Origin of the sequence: Micromonospora sp. NPDC007271, from assembly GCF_040634005.1 — a bacterium.
Taxonomy (GTDB): Bacteria; Actinomycetota; Actinomycetes; order Mycobacteriales; family Micromonosporaceae; genus Micromonospora.
Map to the genome: position 1 here is coordinate 6,840 of NZ_JBEYER010000049.1, position 18,007 is coordinate 24,846.

17 protein-coding genes and 1 pseudogene are annotated in these 18,007 nt (G+C 72.5%); 12 read left to right on the forward strand and 6 right to left on the reverse strand.

All coding sequences use genetic code 11. The features are described from left to right. The 4 genes and pseudogenes from ABZ570_RS18700 to ABZ570_RS18715 all read right to left on the reverse strand — a co-directional run. The coding region (locus tag ABZ570_RS18700; RefSeq protein ID WP_358064679.1) for a hypothetical protein at window positions 1-2,677 on the reverse strand (2,677 nt) is incomplete at its 3' end. 76 nt (window positions 2,678-2,753) lie between these two features. After that, a complete protein-coding gene (locus tag ABZ570_RS18705) occupies window positions 2,754-3,062 on the reverse strand; it encodes a cupin (RefSeq protein ID WP_358064682.1) in 309 nt (102 codons plus the stop codon). Then, window positions 3,059-4,009: an LLM class F420-dependent oxidoreductase gene (locus ABZ570_RS18710; protein ID WP_358064685.1), complete on the reverse strand. Its 951-nt coding sequence runs from the start codon at window positions 4,007-4,009 to the stop codon at window positions 3,059-3,061. The genes ABZ570_RS18705 and ABZ570_RS18710 overlap by 4 nt, the downstream gene beginning before the upstream one ends. 140 nt (window positions 4,010-4,149) lie before the next feature. Beyond that, window positions 4,150-4,914 (reverse strand): annotated as a pseudogene (locus ABZ570_RS18715) (ABC transporter ATP-binding protein); the annotation flags it as partial. 282 nt (window positions 4,915-5,196) lie between these two features. Between ABZ570_RS18715 and ABZ570_RS18720 the strand changes: the two are divergent. Beyond that, on the forward strand, window positions 5,197-6,225 hold the full coding sequence (locus ABZ570_RS18720) for an ABC transporter substrate-binding protein (RefSeq protein WP_358064688.1): 1,029 nt from the start codon (window positions 5,197-5,199) through the stop codon (window positions 6,223-6,225). A 22-nt stretch (window positions 6,226-6,247) separates the two neighbouring features. Next, a complete protein-coding gene (locus ABZ570_RS18725) occupies window positions 6,248-7,168 on the forward strand; it encodes an ABC transporter permease (protein ID WP_358064691.1) in 921 nt (306 codons plus the stop codon). Window positions 7,169-7,254: 86 nt separating this feature from the next. Here the strand turns inward: ABZ570_RS18725 and ABZ570_RS18730 are convergent, their stop codons facing one another. After that, a complete protein-coding gene (locus ABZ570_RS18730) occupies window positions 7,255-7,821 on the reverse strand; it encodes a peptidoglycan-binding domain-containing protein (RefSeq protein ID WP_358064694.1) in 567 nt (188 codons plus the stop codon). Window positions 7,822-7,879: 58 nt separating this feature from the next. Beyond that, window positions 7,880-9,061 (reverse strand): ABC transporter substrate-binding protein, encoded by a 1,182-nt coding sequence (locus ABZ570_RS18735; RefSeq protein ID WP_358064697.1) that lies wholly within the window; start codon window positions 9,059-9,061, stop codon window positions 7,880-7,882. Between the two features lie 446 nt (window positions 9,062-9,507). Here ABZ570_RS18735 and ABZ570_RS18740 point away from each other — a divergent pair, with 446 nt between their 5' ends. From ABZ570_RS18740 to glmM, 10 genes are all read left to right on the forward strand, one after another. Beyond that, a complete protein-coding gene (locus ABZ570_RS18740; protein WP_358064700.1) occupies window positions 9,508-12,528 on the forward strand; it encodes a sensor histidine kinase in 3,021 nt (1,006 codons plus the stop codon). Continuing rightward, window positions 12,525-12,932, forward strand: a complete 408-nt coding sequence (locus ABZ570_RS18745; protein WP_013288588.1) for a roadblock/LC7 domain-containing protein — start codon at window positions 12,525-12,527, stop codon at window positions 12,930-12,932. The genes ABZ570_RS18740 and ABZ570_RS18745 overlap by 4 nt, the downstream gene beginning before the upstream one ends. A 62-nt stretch (window positions 12,933-12,994) precedes the next feature. Further along, the gene (locus tag ABZ570_RS18750) at window positions 12,995-13,357 is read left to right on the forward strand and encodes a DUF742 domain-containing protein (protein WP_089005241.1); all 363 of its coding nucleotides are present in this window, start codon (window positions 12,995-12,997) and stop codon (window positions 13,355-13,357) included. Further along, complete coding sequence (locus tag ABZ570_RS18755) at window positions 13,338-13,961, forward strand: ATP/GTP-binding protein (protein ID WP_358064703.1); 624 nt, start codon at window positions 13,338-13,340, stop codon at window positions 13,959-13,961. Before ABZ570_RS18750 ends, ABZ570_RS18755 begins: the two co-directional genes overlap by 20 nt. A gap of 60 nt (window positions 13,962-14,021) precedes the next feature. Further along, the gene (locus ABZ570_RS18760; protein WP_358064706.1) at window positions 14,022-14,717 is read left to right on the forward strand and encodes a class I SAM-dependent methyltransferase; all 696 of its coding nucleotides are present in this window, start codon (window positions 14,022-14,024) and stop codon (window positions 14,715-14,717) included. A gap of 88 nt (window positions 14,718-14,805) precedes the next feature. Further along, window positions 14,806-15,066, forward strand: coding sequence for a DUF6364 family protein (locus ABZ570_RS18765; protein ID WP_358064709.1), 261 nt, complete (start codon window positions 14,806-14,808; stop codon window positions 15,064-15,066). Then, window positions 15,056-15,349, forward strand: a complete 294-nt coding sequence (locus ABZ570_RS18770; RefSeq protein ID WP_358064712.1) for a hypothetical protein — start codon at window positions 15,056-15,058, stop codon at window positions 15,347-15,349. The genes ABZ570_RS18765 and ABZ570_RS18770 overlap by 11 nt, the downstream gene beginning before the upstream one ends. 240 nt (window positions 15,350-15,589) lie before the next feature. Next, window positions 15,590-16,033, forward strand: coding sequence for a 50S ribosomal protein L13 (rplM, locus tag ABZ570_RS18775; RefSeq protein ID WP_089005245.1), 444 nt, complete (start codon window positions 15,590-15,592; stop codon window positions 16,031-16,033). A 20-nt stretch (window positions 16,034-16,053) separates the two neighbouring features. Then, window positions 16,054-16,518, forward strand: coding sequence for a 30S ribosomal protein S9 (rpsI, locus tag ABZ570_RS18780; RefSeq protein WP_030501567.1), 465 nt, complete (start codon window positions 16,054-16,056; stop codon window positions 16,516-16,518). A 114-nt stretch (window positions 16,519-16,632) separates the two neighbouring features. Further along, entirely contained in the window at window positions 16,633-17,988 is a 1,356-nt protein-coding gene (gene glmM / locus ABZ570_RS18785) for a phosphoglucosamine mutase (protein WP_358064716.1), read from the forward strand. Window positions 17,989-18,007 lie beyond the last annotated feature (19 nt).

The following is an 18,007-nucleotide window of genomic DNA, read 5'->3' on the forward strand; positions in this document are numbered from 1 at the left end:
TCGGCGGGGGTGCGACCGGCTCGCTGGGCGGGGGTGCCACTGGCCGGCTCGGCGGGGGCGCGGCGGGTTCGCTGGGCCGCGCGGCGACCGGCGGGCTCGGCGGGAGTGCGGCCGGCCAGGCCGACAGGGCGTTGTCCGGTTGGTCCGTCACATCCTCGAAGATCGGGAAGCGCGGGCGCGGCGACGCCGGAGCGTCGACCGAGGCGGGAAGATCCCTCGCGGTCGGCTCGTCGTCGGAGAAGAAGTAGCGCGGCCTGCTCCGTCCACCCTCGGCGGGCGCGGGACCCGGCGCGGCGCCGCTTGGCTCACCGCCCAGGCTCGACGTGGGCCTGCCGGTCATGGAGTCGGGGCCGCCGGCCGGCCGGGGGACCGGCGGAGCCGAGCGTCCCGGTGCGTCGACCCCGGGTGCCCCCGATGCGGCGAGGCTCGGGTCGGCCGGCGCCGCCTGGGTGGGGGCCGCCTGGGTGGGGGCCGCCTGGGTCGGCGTCGCCTGGGTGGGGGCCGCCTGGGTCGGCGTCGCCGGGGTCGGGGCGGCCGGGGCCGGCGCTGTCTGGGCCGGCGCCGTTTGCGCCGGGGTCACCTCGACCGGCGCCGCCTGGGCCGGGGTCGCCCGGAGCGGGGCGGGCTTGGCCGGAGCCGCTTTGGCCTGGGCCGGCTCCACGGAGATCGGCTCGATCGACACGGCCTCGGCCGGGTCCGGGTGGGCCGAGGCGGGCTCGGCGGGCGCCGGTTCGGCCAGCGTTCGTTTGGTTGACGTCGTCGTGGTGGTCGGGCCGGTGCGAACCTTGCGCCCACGCCTGGACCGCCCGTCCGGGCGCGTGCCGCCCGGGGCGGAGTCGGCGGGAGCAACCATCGGCGTTTCCGCCGCTGGCGGATCCGCCGGCGTGCTGCCCGCTGCGAACGAGTCGGCCGGGTCGCGCCGCGCCTGTACCGGAACGGGGCTGTCCATCTGCGCTGGAACGGCGACGTCCGACCCTGGCGAGGGCGCCAGATCGGTAAACCCCGCCGACGCCGGCGTTTGTCCGTGCGGCGCGACGGGCGGGTGCTCAGCCGGACGGCCGGCGGCGAGCACGTCGATGGCGGAGGTACGCCGCCCCGAGGGCAGTAGCCCCGGCACCGGCAGGCTCCGCGCGAGGTCGTCGGCGTCCCGCCCGGCGCTCGGCTCGTCGGTGCCGGCGTCGCCAGCCGTACTCGGCGAGGCATCCGGCGTCGGCGCGGCAGGGGTGGCGACCAGGACCCCCGGGTCCGGCTCCTCGGCGACGGTGGGCGGACCGGAGACGAGCTCGGCGGGGCTGGCGGGCTCGGTGGAGGTGGGCTGGGCGGGCGTGGCGGGCTCGGTGGAGGTGGGCTGGGCGGGCGTGCTGGACTCGGTGGAGGTGGGCTGGGCGGGTGTCGTGGGGTCGGTGGAGGTGGGCTGGGCGATGGTGGCCGGGTCGGCGGCGGCCGTGTGGTCGCCGGAGGGGATGCGCTCGGTGGAGGTCACCCGGTCGTCGGCGGTGATGCGCTCGGTGGAGGTCACCCGGTCGTCGGCGGTGATGCGCTCGAGGGACGTCCGCTCGGCGCGCGAACCGTGGGCCGGTACGGGTGCCGGCGTGAGACCCGCGGGCGCCGGCCAGTCCCAGTGGGCGGGGGTGGCGGCCACGGCGCCCGTCGGGCGCACCTCCCGGCCGCTCACCGGTTCGTCGGCTCCGCCGGTCGTGTCCTCGGCCGTCGACGGAACGGCCGCCTCCGGGCCGTCGGCGGGGGCCGGGTGGCCCGGAATGGTGGGCACCGGAGGCAGGGGCTGGAGGATGTCCGTGGGTTCGAGTGCGGCGGTCTCCGGAGCCACGACCGTCCGGCGCAGCACCGTGGTGGCGGCCGAGCCGAGTGCGCCGGCGGCGACCGCGATCAGCGCCCCGTAGTAGGGGGCGAGCTGGTACCGGTCGGCTGCCGTGCCGGGGCCGGCGGTCAGGTACGCGAAGGCCAGCAGCACCGGCCCGGCGGCACCGGCCGCCCCGCCGACCAGCGGAAGGTGACCGCGTCGGCGGGCCAGCGCGCCGACCGCCGCCCCGGCGAGCAGTGCGATCAGCGGCAGGAGCAGCGTGGCCAGGCGCTGCGCGGCGGTGGCGTCCAGCCAGGACGGTTCGAGGACCCCGAGGCGTACGGTGACCAGCGGCCCGGTCGCCGACACCGACGGCGCGGCGGACGCCAGCGCGAACAGCCAGACAGCCAGCGTGATGATCGCGATGTTCCACCCGAACGGCGGTTTGAGCAGGACGATGATCGCCGCGCCCGCCCCGACCACCGCGCCGAGGATCGCGCAGATGCCGACCGCCCACACCGGGTCGACGGTGCCGGCGAGTTCGGCGGTGCGGGCCGGCCGCATGCAGAGCGGTGCGACCACGGTCGCGCCCAGCGCCGCGGCGCCGGCGAGGGCGAGTTGTTCGGTGGTGCCACCCGGGGCCCCGTCCCGGCGGGCGAGGCGTTCCGTCGCGACGGCACCGGCCACCGCGGCGACCGCCGCGAACCAGCCGACCCAGGCGAGCTGGGCGGGCCAGCGGTTGACCGCGCCGTCGGTGAACGCTCCGTCGAGGCGCACGACGCCGAACCCGTACGCGAGACCGAGCTGACCGGCACCGGCCAGCACGCCCACCCCGAGCGCCGTGAGCAGCAGCCTGCTCCACGTCCGAAAGGCCATGTCCGGCACGTTACGGCCCGGTGACCCCGATCGCCACCAATGCCACCGCGCGTCGCGGCACGGCGCGCCGGCGTGGCTACTTCAACTCGACCAGGCGGGCCAGGTAGGCGGTGTCCCCGACGTTGGTCAGCATGTGCACCGCGCCCGGGTCGTGGTGGACCACCCCGCCGGTCGGCTCGTCGGCGTCGATCGTCGTGCCGTCGATGGTCTGCACGACGTTCTTCGTGCCCTGGACCGCGGCCACCAGGTCCGGGTGGTCGTGCCGGTGCAGCGGCTGCCGCTCGCCCGGCTCCAGGCGGATGTGCCAGACGCGTACCTTGTCGTTCTCGTAGACGATCTCCTGGCCCACGGGACCGAGTCCGAGGTCGGCGGCGATCTCGGTCACCGGGCCCGGACCAGTTGGGGGAGCACCTCGGCGGCGATGAGTTCCAGGTGGTCGAGGTCGTGGAAGTCGATCAGGCGCAGGTGCACCCGGGTGGCGCCGATCGCGGCGAACTCGCCGAGCCGGTCGACGAGCTGCGCGGGAGAGCCGACCACCGGGTCCTCCGGGGGGAGGGCGCTCTTGACGTGCAGCGGCGCGGCCCGGCGCTGCGCCTCCGCATCGGTGCGGCCGATGGCCACCACGACTCCGGCGGACAGCGCCAGGGGTGGCCGCCCCGACTCGGTGCGCCCGGTCCGCTCGCACGCCTCGCGTACCCGCTGGTACGCGGCGGCGGTCTCGGCGACGGACTTGAACGGCAGGTTGAACTCGTCGGCGTACCGGGCGGCCAGCTCGGGGGTGCGCTTCGGGCCCCGGCCGCCGACGATCACCGGTGGCCCCGGCCGCTGCACCGGTTTGGGGAGCGCAGGCGCGTCGACCAGCTGGTAGTGCTCGCCCTTGAAGCTGTACGTCTCGCCTGGCGGGGTGCCCCACAGCCCCGTGATGATCTCCAGCTGCTCGGCCAGCCGGTCGAACCGCTCGCCGACGGCGGGGAAGGGGATGCCGTACGCGGTGTGCTCCCGCTCGTACCAGCCGGCGCCGATGCCCAGCTCGACCCGCCCGCCGCTCATCTGATCGACCTGGGCCACCAGCACGGCCAGCGGACCGGGCAGCCGGAAGGTGGCCGAGGTGACCAGAGTGCCGAGCCGGATCCGGGAGGTCTCCCGGGCCAGCGCGGCGAGCGTCAGCCAGGCGTCGGTGGGGCCGGGGAGCCCCGGGTCGTCGCCCATCGACCGGTAGTGGTCGGCCCGGAAGAAGCTTTCGAAGCCCGTCTCCTCGGCCTGCCGGACGAACCGGAGTTGGTCGTCGTAGCTGGCCCCGCGGTGCGGCTCGATGAACACCGACACTCGCATGGTCAGCGGACTCCCGTGCCGGCCCCCGTCGGCGTCTCCGCCGCGTCGCCGGGCCTCGGCGTCTCCGCTGCGTCGCCCGATTTCGGCGTGTCCGCAGTGTCACCCGACGTGGGCCCGTCCGGCGCGCCGGGCTGCGCGGGCACCTCCGGCGCCTCCCGCTCCATCAGCAACTCGTGCAGGTCGGCGCTGATCCGGGCCACGTCGGCCAGGTGCGCGTGCCGGCCGAGGGTGCGCGGTCGGGGCACGTTGACCTCGACCACCTTGCGGATCCGGCCGGGACGCGGGCTGAGCACCACCACCCGGTCGGCGAGCAGCACCGCCTCGTCGATCGAGTGGGTGACGAAGACGATGGTCGCCTTCGTCTCCATGTGCACCCGCTGGAGCTCGCCGGAGAGTTCCTCCCGGGTGAGCGCGTCGAGCGCCGAGAAGGGCTCGTCCATCAGCATCACGCGCGGTTCGCCGATCAGTGACCGGCAGAGGGAGACCCGCTGCTGCATGCCGCCGGACAGCTCGTGCGGCAGGCGCTTCTCGAAGCCGCCCAGCCCGGCCATCTCCAGCAGCGCGCGGGCCCGGCCGCGATGCTTCGCCCGGCTCCAGCCGAAGATCTCGACGGGGAGCAGGACATTGTCGAGCACCGAGCGCCAGGGCAGCAGCGCCGGCCGCTGGAACAGCATGGCGATGTCCCGGCGCGGCTTCGTGATCGGCGTACCGCCGACGGTGATCTCACCGGCGGTGGCCGGCAACAGTCCGGCGATCATGCGGAGCAGGGTCGACTTGCCGCAGCCGGAGCGGCCGAGGACGGCGACGAACTCGCCGTCCGCTACCTCGAGGTCGATGCCGCGCACCGCCTCGACTCGCCCGGAGCGGCCATCGAAGGTGCGGGACACCCCGGACAGTCGGATCATCTCCCGCCGCCTCCTTCCACGTCGCGAACGAGAGCCGGCCTAGCGTAGCGGGCTGCTCCCCATAGCACCGTCTGGGGTGGAAGACAGTCTGTTTTCCGTCAGGCAACTTCGTTTCCGTTCCGCAACCCGTACGCCCGCCGACGTCCACTGACCTTCTCGTACGCTGTTGCGCGCGAAGAGTCCCCTCACGACGGCCCGGTCGGCGTCCCCTCCTGCCGGCACCGTCGGACCCACGACCCGTCCAGGCGAGTATCGCCTGGTCGGAAAGGACATGGTGCATAGATGAGAAGGCTGACCCGTACGGTCGCCGCCGCCGCGCTGGCCGCCACCCTCGCCCTGGTCGCCGGCTGCAGCGGCGATTCGGACAAGTCCACGGACGCCAAGGGCACGGGCGGTTCCCTGGAGAAGGTGACCTACCTCACCTCATTCGGCAACTTCGGCCGTGACTCGTACGCCTGGGTGGCGAAGGACAAGGGCTTCTTCAAGGAGGCCGGCTTCGACGTCGACATCAAGCCCGGGCAGGGCACCGGCTCGGTCATCCAGACCATCACCGGCGGCCAGGCCCAGTTCGGCCCGATCGACCTGACCGGTGGCATCCTCCAGCTCGGCAACGGCGAGGCGAAGGACTTCGTCGCGGTGGCCGCGATCCAGCAGCGGACCATGGCCGCGATCGTCTCGGTCGAGGGCAAGAAGATCGCCACTCCGAAGGACCTCGAGGGCAAGAAGCTCGCCGACACTCCCTTCTCCGTCGTGCGCAACCTCTTCCCGACGTACGCCCGGCTGGCCGGCATCGACGGCAGCAAGGTGACCTGGGTCAACGGTGAGGCGCAGGCCCTCATGAGCATGCTCGGTTCCGGCTCGGTCGACGGCATCGGCCAGTTCGTGGTGGGTCAGCCCACGGTCGCGGCGGTGACCAAGAAGACGCCGGTCGTGCTGCCCTACAGCAACGTGATGCAGGACCTCTACGGCAACGCGCTGATCACCTCCACGAAGATCGCCAAGGAGAAGCCGGAGATGGTCAAGCGCTTCGTCGGGGCGCTGCTCAAGGGCCTGGAGTACTCCCTGGAGCACCCGCAGGAGGCGGCGGACATCCTGAAGAAGAACGTGGACGCCACCAACCCGGCGGCGGCGAAGGCCGAGCTCGAGCTGATGGCCGCGTACGTCCGGTCCAGCAACTCGGGCACCGCGATCGGCACGCTGGACAGCGGCCGGGTGGCCAAGAGCATCGCCCTGCTCCGGGGCGCGGGCGCGCTCAAGCAGGACCTCACCCCCGACCAGATCATCGACCTGAACCTCGCGCCGAAGGCCTGACCGGTCGGCTCGGACATCGGGGGTGCGGCCCGCCGTTCCGGTGGGGCGCACCCCCTTCGCGTGCCGGTCGTCCGGCCGGCCGAGAGAGGAGGACACCTTGACGCAGTTGACCGGGGCACCCACCGGCACGCCGGCCGCGGCCCCACCACCGGCCGCGCCCACCCGGGGGCGGCCCAGAGTACGACCGGCCGTGGTGGGGCTGCCGGCGCTCGGGCTGGTGATCGTGGTGACGGCCTGGTGGCTGCTCACCTCGGGCCTGCACGTGATCCACCCGGCGGTGCTGCCCCCGCCGCAGTCGGTGTGGCGGTCGCTGACCGGGGCGGCCCACGTACTGCTTCCGGCCATGGGCATCACCACCTGGATGACCGTGCTCGGCTTCCTGCTGTCGTCGGCCGCCGGCGTGCTGATCGGGATGGCCCTGGCCGCCTCGCGCCGGGTGGAGCGGATGTTCTCGCCGCTGCTGGTGGCGGTCAACGCGGTGCCGAAGATCGCTTTCGGACCGCTGCTGGTGGTCGCCGTGGGCTGGGGGCAGAAGCCCATCCTGACCATGGTTTTCCTGCTCTGCTTCTTCCCGATCGTGCTGTCCACCGCGACCGGGCTGACCACCACCCCGGCCGACCTGGCCGAGCTGGGCCGGTCGCTGAACGCGTCGTGGTGGCAGACGTTCCGCAAGGTACGGTTCCCGGCCGCCCTGCCGCAGATCTTCGTCGGGTTGAAGGTGGCCATGCCGCTCGCCGCGATCGGCGCCGTGATCGGGGAGTTCTACTCGGACCGGCCCGGGCTGGGCTACCAGATCCTGCAGTACAACGGCATCGGTGACTTCCCGACGGCGTGGGCGGCGATCGTGCTGGTCGCGCTGATGAGCATCCTGCTCTACTCCGCCCTCACCCTCCTCGAACGCCTGGCCCTGCCCTGGGTCCGGGCCACCACCTCAGCCCGGTAACCAACGACGACGTAGGCGCCCGAAGCGACGAGCCCCGGACCGAGGTAGGTCCGGGGCTCCGCCACGCTGCTGCTCGTTCCTGGTTGTCAACAGTACGGTGACGCCGAGGTGTTGTAGGCCATCGCCCACACCCGGCCGCCCGGCAGGAAGGTGTGGTAGTAACTGCTCGCGCGCCGGAAGGAGATTTCCTCGACCCGTTTCGCCGACTTGTACGCGATGAGCTCATAGCCCACGGTCTGGTACTCGTTGACCAGGAAGTCGTCTGCCTTGCTCCACGTCTGCGTGCCGACAACGCCATCGGCGGTCAGCCCGTAGCGCTGCTGGAACTTCACGGTGGCGGCTTCGGTTGCCGGCCCGAAGTCGCAGTCGACGCCGGAGTCGGTGAGGAAGCCTTCGGCGACCAGGACCCGTTGCCACAGGGCGACGGCGGTGCTGTAGCGGTACTGGCCGTATCGGCTCAGCGTGGCCTCGTCGCCGAAGTCGTCAGTCACCGCACCGGTTCCGGAGATGACGCCCTGAGCGGCCGAAGCCTGCGCCGGTGTGGGACAGACCAGCGCGGCGGCCAGCACTGCCGCAGCCACGCCGGCGCCAGCAGTCAGCGACCGCCACCGGCCGGGCTTTCTCGGGATCAGCAATGAAGCCACCTCCAGCATTCAGGCGATCGTCGTGCATCGAGAGCTGTACAAACCTCGATGTGACGAAGATCTTAGGCTATCCGGCCAAACGCCAGCGACCCCCACGCGCCACCAGGGCCGTCAGCGCCTGTGGCATCAGCCCCGAGTGGTTGTCCGGGGTCATCCGGATCGGTCCGGAGAGCCCGTCGAGCTGCGCGGTCTCCAGCACGTCACGCAGGCTGTCCCGGTTCGCCTGGCGGGGGTCACCACCGGCCCGCAGTTCGGCGTCGGCGATGAGTTGGACCGCGTCGGCGGCGAACGACGACGAGCCGTGGTAGCCGCCGAAGCGGGCGGTGTAGTCCTGGAACCACTGCCGGCGCGCGGCCTTGGCCGGGGTGGTGGCGATGACGTCGTCGATCACCATGGTCTGCGTGAAGATCAGGGTGGCCCGTTCCGTGGAACGGGCCGAGGCGCCCAGGAAGAGCTCGCCGGCCGCCGCCGCGTCGAAGAAGAGCGAGCCGGCGTAGCGGGACTGCCGGGCGCTGACGGCCGCCAGCGAGGCCTGCTCGTTCGGGGTCCAGACGACCAGCGCCCCGGGCTTCTTCGCAACCAGGTCGGCGATCTGGCCGCTGACGTCGGTGTCGGTCGGGCGTACCGCCTCGGCGCGGACCACCGCGATGTCAGCCTTGCTGAGCTCGCGCCTCAGCGCGTCGAGCCCTTCCTGGCCGTAGCTGTCGGAGCTGTGCAGCACCCCCACCTTGCGGATCTTCTGCCGGCCCAGTTCGGCGGTGAGGGCGGCGGCGCTGTCGGTCGCGTTCGGAGCCAGCTTGAACATGTAGCGGCGCTCGGCGACCGGTTCGGTGACGGCGGCGGAGGGGGCGAGCGCGATGGTCGGAACCCGCTTCTCGTCGACCGTCCGGGCGGCCCCGACCGCGCATTCGTTGCAGCCGCCCATGATGATGGCGCTGACGCTACGGTCACCGATGAAATCGTTGATGTTACGCAAGGATTCGGCGGCGTCGGAGCGGTTGTCCTTCACCCTGAGTTCAATCTTCCGGCCGCCCAGCGCGCCGGAGGCGTTCAACTGGTCGCGCTTCAGTTCCAGCGCCCGTTGGTACACCTTGCCGACGGGCGCGGAGGCGCCGGAGAGCTCGAGGTCCGCGGCGATCACGATCGGCCTGGTGTCCTGCTGCTCCCCGCCGAACTGGCAGCCGGTGAGCGTGGTGGCCAGCACGGCCGATGCGAGCGCGGCGATGCTCGCGGAGCGGATGGGGCTCAACTCAGTCCTCCAGATGCGGCGCGGGCGTACGCCCGATCACCGCCGCTTGACCGTCCTCATTGGAGTGACGGGATTGGTATGCCGTACGGTGTGCGCGAAGCCTGCAAAACCTTGCCAATGCCGGGCCCTGTGGTCAAGCGCGGGTGGCGGGAGTCGTTTCGGGACACCCATCCCACATATTGGGGATGCGGAATGATGGCCGGCGATCACTGCACAGATGCGACCGGCCACGCTGGGAAACAAGCCCAGTTCAGGACCCCGAAGAAATGAAGGTATTAGTTGACCGGAGCACGGGTTGAGCGCCCGCCGACCGTTTACTGTCCCACTGCGGCTTCCCAAACGGGATCTTCTCTGATGAAATCGCGGCCGTGCCGCGCGTGGCGCTGGCCGCCGCACCAGGCACGGATCGGCGGGGCGGGCGTGGAAGATACGACGGAGGCGATGTCGTGAGCAGCGGACCTACGACCCTGCCCGAGAACCCCGAGGCCGATCAGCGGAAGCGGCGACGGTGGCTGCCTCGGCTGCGTGACGCGCGGATTCGTTCCAAGCTCGCGCTCATCCTGGTCGTTCCGGTCGCCGCTGTCATCGCCCTGGCAGGTATCCGACTCGTCTCGATCGGCCAGGGCGCGTACGAGGCCACCCGGATCCGGTCGCTGACCGCGCTGTCGATCGACGTCTCGGCGCTGACCCACGACCTGCACAAGGAGCGGATGGCGGCGGCCGCGTACCTGGCCACGCCGAACCGCCAGCCGGACGACTACAACCTGCGGGTACGGCGGACCGACGAGCGGATCGCCGCGTACCAGGAGGAGCGGGACCGGCTCGGTGACGTGCCGGCCTCGGTCCGGGGCCGACTCAAGGTGATCGACGAGCACCTGGGCAGGCTGAACAGCACCCGACAGGAGGTGCTGGACGGGCAGCAGATGCCGGTGGCCGAGGCGGTCCTGCGCTACGGCATCGTCGTCGACGACCTGGTCGCGTACGGGGACACCCTGGCCCAGCAGCCCGGCGCGGAGAGCATCGCCGACGCCCGCCGCGCGGTGGCCGCGTTCGCCCAGGCGAAGGCGGCGGTCGCCGAGGAGCAGGCGGTCGCCTTCACCGCGCTCTCCACCGGCCAGCTCAACGAGGAGCAGTTCTCCGCCTTCCTGACCACCCTGACCGCCCAGCAGGAGGCGCTGGTCGCCTTCTCCCGGGCCGCCGAGCCCGCGCAACGCTCCCTGGTGAACGGCACGGTCTCCGGTGACGCGGTCCAGCTGGCCGACCGGGTGGCGAACGACCTGTCCCGCTCCGTCGGGCGGGCCCCACTGGTCAGCCGCGCCGACGCTGCCGCCGCCATCGGCGCGGTCGACGAGCTGATGCGGTGGGCCGAGATCGAGCTTCAGGACCGACTGCTCACCGACGCCGACACGGTCCGCGCCAACGTCATCCGGCAGGCCGTCGTCGAGAGCATGCTCGTCCTCCTCACGCTGGCCATCGCCGTGACGCTGGCCGTGGTGCTCGCCCGCTCGCTCAACGAGTCGCTGCGCCGGCTGCGCGAGGGCGCCCTGGCGGTGGCGAACCACGACCTGCCGGACGCGGTGAGCCGGCTGCAGAACGTCAACGCCATCGGCGACGGCGGCGTGGACGAGATCGTCCAGCAGGTCCGGGACCCGATCAAGCTGACCAACCGCGACGAGGTCGGCCAGGTTGCGGCGGCCTTCAACGTGGTCCACCGGGAGGCGGTCCGGGTGGCGGCCGAGCAGGCCGCGCTGCGGACCAGCGTCTCGGCGATGTTCCTCAACCTGGCCCGGCGCTCGCAGAACCTGGTCGACCGCATGATCGGCGAGCTGGACGCGATCGAGCGCGGCGAGGAGGACCCGAAGCGGCTGGCCCAGCTCTTCGAGCTCGACCACCTGGCCACCCGGATGCGCCGCAACGACGAGAACCTGCTCGTGCTGGCCGGCGCCGACTCGGCGGTGCCGCGCCGGGACGACGCGCTCCTGGTCGACGTGCTGCGGGCCGCCCAGTCGGAGGTCGAGCTCTACAACCGGATCGAGTTCGGCACGGTCGACACCGACATCTCGGTCGCCGCGCACGCGGTCAACGACGTGGTCCGGCTCGTGGCGGAGCTGCTCGACAACGCCACCCGCTTCTCGCCGCCGAACACCACTGTGGTCGCCGACGGCCGGCGGATCCGGGACTACGTGCTGATCCAGGTCGAGGACCGCGGCCTCGGGTTGAGCGACGAGCAGCTCGACTCGCTGAACCGGCGGCTGGCCGCCCCGCCCACGGTCGACGTGGCCGCGTTCCGGCTGATGGGTCTGGCCGTGGTCAGCCGGCTCGCCGCCCGCTACGGCATCCGGGTGGAGCTGCGGCGCAACGTCGAGGGCGGGACCGTGGCCCAGGTGACCCTGCCGAACTCCGCCGTCGTGCTGCCGGCGAACCGGGGCCAGGCTTCGCTGCCCCGCCCGCACCAGCCGCTCGCCGTCGAGCAGTCCCCGCTGCGCCAGGCCGGCTCCGCCGCCGACTCGCTGGCGGGCGCGGGACGCGGCGCCACGGCGACCCTCACCGACCAGTGGCGCTCCGCGAGCCCGCCGCCCGCCCGCTGGCAGGCCGGGGCCGAGGCGCGGGACAGCGGCCCGGCCGTGCAACTCGGCGGTACGACCGGCGCGCTGCCGAGCGTGCCGGCGAACACTCCGGCCGCGCCCGCGCCGTCGACCCCCATGTCCGGGGGTGGCTGGTCGGCGGGGGGACCCACCGTCACGTACCCGACGCTCGATCCGCTGCCGAGGCGGACTCCGGGCGGCGACACGGCGGCTCCGGCTCCGGCCGTGCCCGCTCCGGCGAACCCGCCCGCCTATCCGGCCACGCCGGCGTACCAGCCGATCGCGGCGGTGCCCCCGGCGCCGGCCGCGCCCGTGGCGGCCCAGCCCGAGCCGCAGGCCGAGGCGCCGATCTTCCGGGAGATGGAAGCGGTCTGGTTCCGCTCGCACGGGAACGACGAGACCACGATCTTCGCCCGGCCGCAGTTCGACGACGGGCCGGCGCCCGCCGCGGCGCAGCCGGTCCCGGCGGCTCCGCCGCCGCCTCCGCTGCCGACCCGTACCCCGGGCGCCCAGGCGTCGGGGTTGACCACGCCCCCGCCGTACACGCCGCCGGCGGCATCGTCCACCCCGCCCGCCGCCACACCCCCGCCGTCGGCGGACGACGCGGGCGCCTGGCGGACGGCGGCCGACGAGGGCTGGTCGCGGGCCAGCCAGGCCGCGGAGCCCACCAACGCCGGCACCACCCGCTCCGGCCTGCCGAAGCGGGTGCCCCAGGCCCAGCTCGTGCCCGGCGGCATCGAACCCAAGGCCGCCCGGGCCCGCACCCGGCGCACGCCGGACGAAGTACGCGGCCTGCTGTCGGCCTACCACCGCGGTGTGCAGCGGGGTCGGACGGCTGGCGCGGACCTGAACAGCACCTCGACCAAGGAGACGAACCGATGAACAGGCCGGCGGCCATGCAGGACATGGGTTGGCTGCTCACCAACTTCGCCGACAGCGTGGCGGGCATCGCCCACGTGGTGGCGGTGTCCGCGGACGGGCTGCTGCTCGCCTCCTCCCGCGACCTACCAGGGGACCGGGCCGACCAGCTCGCCGCGATCACCTCCGGTGTGGTGAGCCTGACCGAGGGCGCCGCCCGGATGTTCAGCGCCGGCGGGGTGCTCCAGACGGTCATCGAGATGGACAGCGGGTACCTCTTCCTCATGTCCATCAGCGACGGCTCGTCGATGGCGGTGCTGGCCGCCCGCAGCTGCGACGTCGGTCAGGTGGGCTACGAGATGGCGCTGCTGGTGGAACGGGTCGGCCAGGCCCTCGTTCCACTGCCGCGGGATGCCGTCCGGTCCTGACCGGGCGTTGGACGTGACCAGGAGCCGGCCCGGCTCCGTACGAAAGGGGAGGTGATCGCGAGATGGAACCACGGCGGGATCCACGTGGGGCGCTGGTGCGACCGTACGCGGTCACCCGTGGCCGCACCGAGCCGTTGCAGAACATCGCGCTCGAGGCGGTGCTGTCGTGCAACTTCACCCAGGCGGCCGAGGCACGGTTCGCCGGGCACGACAAGTACCGCATCGCCACGGTCTGCGAGGGCCGGGCACAGTCGCTGGCGGAGATCGCCGCGTACACCCGGATGCCGCTGGGCGTGACCCGGGTGCTGGTCGCCGACATGGTGGCCGAGGGCCTGCTGACGCTACACACTGCCGCTCCCGCGACGGGGTTCCAGGAGCGGATGAACCTGCTTGGAAGGGTGCTAAGTGGACTTCGCGAACTATGACCCCGCCGGGGCGAACCGCAGCCGGGAGATCATCTCCGCGAAGATCGTGATCGCGGGTGGCTTCGGGGTGGGCAAGACCACCCTGGTCGGTGCGATCTCCGAGATCACTCCGCTGACCACCGAGGCGCTGATGACCGCGGCCGGCGTGGGCATCGACGACCCGTCGAAGGTGCCTGGCAAGGAGACCACCACGGTCGCCATGGACTTCGGCCGGATCACCATGGCGCAGGACCTGATCCTCTACCTGTTCGGTACGCCGGGCCAGACCCGCTTCTGGTTCATGTGGGACGAGATCATCCGGGGTGCGGTGGGTGCCGCCGTGCTGGTGGACACCCGCCGGATCACCGATGCGTTCGCGCCGCTGGACTACTTCGAGAACCGCAACCTGCCGTACGTGGTGGCGCTGAACCGGTTCGACGATGCCCCGCTGTACGAGGTGGAGGAGGTTCGCGAGGCGCTGGCGATCTCGCCGGACGTCCCGCTGGTGATGTGTGACGCCCGGCACCGCGAGTCGGTCAAGCAGGTGCTGGTGACCGTCGTCGAGCACGCCATGCTCCGCCTTCAGGCCGAACACGAACGCGGCTACCCGGCCTCGGTCGGCTGACCGCACGCCCCTCGGGAGCTTTAGAATGTGAGACGAAGTTCCCGAATAGTGGGAGGCGTGATGGGTGTGGCGGACGCGTTCGACGCGGTGGCGGGCAGCTACGACGAGGCCCGGCGCCGCCTGGTGCCCTGCTTCGACGCCTTCTACGGCACCGCGGTCGAGGTGGCCGCGCCCCCGCTGCGGGCAGCGCTCGCCGCCGGGCGTACCCCGGAGGTGCTGGACCTGGGCGCCGGCACCGGCCTGCTCTCCCTGTTGCTCGCCGCGGCCGTCCCGGGCGTCCGGCTGACCCTGGTCGACGCCGCGCCGGGCATGCTCGCGGTGGCCGCCGACCACCTGTCCGCCCGGGCCGTGCCGCACCGGACGGTGCGCGCCGACCTGGCCGATCCGCTGCCCGCCGGCCGGTACGACGCGGTGGTCTCGGCGCTGGCCATCCACCACCTGACCGACGAGGGCAAGCGGGTGCTCTACCGGCGGGCGGCCGAGGCGCTGGTACCCGGCGGGGTGTTCGTCAACGCCGAGCAGGTGGCCGGCCCGACCCCGGCGCTGGACCAGCGCTACGACGAGGTCTGGACGGCCCGGATCACCGAGCTGGGCTCGGACGGCGAGGAGATCGCCGCCGCCCGGGAGCGGATGCGGCACGACCGACCGGCGCCGGTGGCCGACCAGTGCCGCTGGCTCGCCGAGGCCGGCCTGGCCGACGTGGACTGCTTCTTCAAGGAGTGGCGCTTCGCCGTCTTCGGCGGTCGCCGTCCCTGACCCGGTCCCGGTTGGGCCGATTGTCCGGTTCGCCGGACCCTGCGAGCGGGGATGACTGCTGGTCATACCAGTGGGTAATCTCACCGGCATGACCGCCAAGGTGACGTTGTCGTTCTCGGACGAGACGATCGAGGACGCGCGCCGGTTCGCCAAGCGGGAGGGGCTCTCCCTCTCCGCCTGGATGGACCAGGCCGCGCGGGAGAAGGCGCTGCGCGAGGTCTTCACCGCGCACGCCGCCGCCGTCGGCCGCTCCGGCCTGGACCTGGAGTCCGCCGCGCTGGCCGACGCCCAGGAGGCCGCGCTGGTCGACGACGCCCTGTTCGGCGGCGGACGCCCGCGTGCTGCGTAGGGGCGAGGTCTGGCGCATCTCGGGCGCCCGGGAACGGCTCGGGCTGGTGATCAGCTCCGACGTCTACAACTCCACGGACGTGCCGATCGTGATCGTGGCCGAGGTGGTCGAGGAATCGCTGCTGCGGGACTCGCCCCTGGCCGTGCCGATGGGTGGGTACGTGGTGATGCCCGACCGGCTCTCCTCGCCGATGAAGAAGTGGTTCACCGAGTGCGTGGACGTGGCCGACACCGAGACCATGCGCCGGGTGGGCCGGGCGCTGCGCATCCTCCAGGAGATCTGACCGGCTCGTCGGCGCCGGCGCCGGGCGGCGTAAGCTGTCGGCCAGGTGACCTCCACCATGAGGACGGCCCAGACCACGCGAGGCGGTACCCCGTTTTGACCTGCCACCGTGCGGCCGGGTATCGTTGCCTGCTGTTGTACGACATTCAGAGGCGTGCCGCATCAGGTACGCTTGGTCGTTCGTGCGCGCCTGGTCACCTCGGCGCGCGACCCCAGACCGACGACGAGACAAGGTAGACCTGTGCGTACGTACAGCCCGAAGCCGGGTGAGATCGAGCGTCAGTGGCACGTCATCGACGCCTCTGATGTCGTGCTGGGCCGCCTGGCGACCCACGCCGCCACGCTGCTGCGTGGCAAGCACAAGCCGACTTTCGCGCCGCACGTCGACACGGGCGACTTCGTCGTCATCGTGAACGCGGGCAAGGTCGCGCTGACCGGCAACAAGCGCCAGCAGAAGATCGCCTACCGCCACTCCGGTTACCCGGGTGGTCTGAAGCAGGTCGGCTACGACGAGCTGCTCACCAAGCGTCCCGAGCGGGCCATCGAGCTGGCCGTGAAGGGGATGCTCCCGCACAACAAGCTCGGCCGTCAGCTGATCAAGAAGCTGAAGGTCTACGCCGGTGCCGAGCACCCGCACGGCGCGCAGCAGCCGGTGCCGTTCGAGATCAAGCAGATCGCGCAGTGAGCGCGGGCGAAGGAAACAGCATGACCGACATCACCGCCACCGAGGTTGCCCCCGAGGCCACCGAGGCGCCGGCGCCCGTCGCCCGCGCGCCTCGTGGCGACCGCCCGATCCAGACCGTGGGTCGGCGCAAGGAGGCCATTGTCCGGGTCCGCATCGTCCCCGGCAGCGGCAAGATCACCTGCAACGGCCGTGACCTCGAGGCCTACTTCCCGAGCAAGGTGCACCAGCAGCTCATCAAGGACCCGCTGGTGACCGCCGAGAAGGCCGAGGCGTTCGACGTGATCGCCAACCTCCGTGGCGGCGGCACCACCGGCCAGGCCGGTGCGCTGCGCCTCGCCATCGCCCGGGCGCTGATCGTCAGCGAGCCGGACGACCGCCCGGCCCTGAAGAAGGCCGGCTTCCTGACCCGTGACGCCCGGGTCAAGGAGAGCAAGAAGTACGGCCTCAAGAAGGCTCGTAAGGCTCCCCAGTACTCGAAGCGCTGATCACCAGCGACGTCTTGTACTTCTGACGAACGGCCGGGTCCGCCTCCCCTCCGGGGAGGTGGGCCCGGCCGTTCCGCTCTCTCCCATCGGCAGTTCCATCGGAGGTTGGCGGGTATGGGCCGGTTGTTCGGCACGGACGGGGTACGCGGGCGGGCGAACGCGGATCTCACCCCGGAGTTGGCGCTCGCGGTGGCGGTCGCCGCCGCCCACACACTCGCCGAGACGGACAGGAGTCATCCCCCGCTCGCCGTCGTCGGGCGGGACACCCGGGCCAGCGGCGAGATGTTGGAGGCGGCGGTGGTCGCCGGGCTCACCAGCGCCGGCGCCAACGTGCTACGGGTCGGTGTGCTGCCCACCCCCGCGGTGGCGTTCCTCACCGCCGAGGCCAAGGCGGACCTGGGCGTGATGCTCTCCGCCTCGCACAACCCGATGCCGGACAACGGGATCAAGCTCTTCGCGGCCGGCGGGCACAAGCTGCCCGACGAGATCGAGATGCGGATCGAGGCGGCGGTCGAGGCGAACGCCACCACCGCCTGGGAGCGCCCGATCGGTGCCGGCGTGGGCCGGGTGCACGACCTGCTCGACGGCGCCGACCACTACGTCCAGCACCTGGTCGGCACCGTGCCGCACCGGCTGGACGGGATCAGGGTGGTGGTCGACTGCGCGAACGGCGCGGCGGCCGAGGTCGCCCCGGTGGCGTACCAGGAGGCCGGCGCCGAGGTGATCGCGATCTGCGCCGAGCCGGACGGGCTCAACATAAACGACGACTGCGGCTCCAACCACCTGGACGCGCTGCGGGCCGCCGTGGTGGAGCACGGCGCGCACCTGGGCATCGCCCACGACGGTGACGCCGACCGCTGCGTCGCGGTGACCGCCGACGGCGACGAGGTCGACGGCGACCAGCTGATGGCCATCCTCGCCCTGGCCATGCGCGAGACCGGCGAGCTGACCGAGGACACTCTGGTCGCCACCGTGATGAGCAACCTCGGTCTGCGCCTGGCCATGTCCGCGCAGGGCGTCCGGCTGGTCGAGACCAAGGTCGGCGACCGGTACGTGCTGGAGGAGCTGCGCGCCTCCGGGCTGGCCCTGGGCGGCGAGCAGAGCGGCCACATCGTCATGCCGGCGTACGCCACCACGGGCGACGGCGTGCTCACCGGGCTGCACCTGATGTCCCGGATGGCGGCCACCGGCAGGTCGCTGGCCGAGCTGGCCTCAGTGGTCACCAAGCTGCCCCAGGTGCTGATCAACGTGCCGGTGGGCGACCGGACCGTGGGCTCCGCCGCGCCGGCCGTCCGGGCCGAGGTGGAGCGGGCCGAGGCCGAGCTGGGCGAGACGGGGCGGGTGCTGCTGCGCCCGTCCGGCACCGAGCCGCTGGTCCGGGTCATGGTCGAGGCGGCCACCGAGGCCACCGCCCGTTCCGTCGCCGAGCGGATCGCCGACCAGGTACGGACGGCGAGCCCCGCCGGCTGACCACCGGTCCGGCGCGGCC

Bases quoted from the DNA above. Each gene is read 5' to 3' on its own strand.
- ABZ570_RS18710 (WP_358064685.1), bottom strand. From the start codon at position 4,009: ATGCGAGTGTCGGTGTTCATCGAGCCGCACCGCGGGGCCAGCTACGAC.
- ABZ570_RS18720 (WP_358064688.1), top strand. From the start codon at position 5,197: ATGAGAAGGCTGACCCGTACGGTCGCCGCCGCCGCGCTGGCCGCCACC.
- ABZ570_RS18730 (WP_358064694.1), bottom strand. From the start codon at position 7,821: ATGCTGGAGGTGGCTTCATTGCTGATCCCGAGAAAGCCCGGCCGGTGG.
- ABZ570_RS18745 (WP_013288588.1), top strand. From the start codon at position 12,525: ATGAACAGGCCGGCGGCCATGCAGGACATGGGTTGGCTGCTCACCAAC.
- ABZ570_RS18750 (WP_089005241.1), top strand. From the start codon at position 12,995: ATGGAACCACGGCGGGATCCACGTGGGGCGCTGGTGCGACCGTACGCG.
- ABZ570_RS18760 (WP_358064706.1), top strand. From the start codon at position 14,022: ATGGGTGTGGCGGACGCGTTCGACGCGGTGGCGGGCAGCTACGACGAG.
- ABZ570_RS18765 (WP_358064709.1), top strand. From the start codon at position 14,806: ATGACCGCCAAGGTGACGTTGTCGTTCTCGGACGAGACGATCGAGGAC.
- rpsI (WP_030501567.1), top strand. From the start codon at position 16,054: ATGACCGACATCACCGCCACCGAGGTTGCCCCCGAGGCCACCGAGGCG.
- glmM (WP_358064716.1), top strand. From the start codon at position 16,633: ATGGGCCGGTTGTTCGGCACGGACGGGGTACGCGGGCGGGCGAACGCG.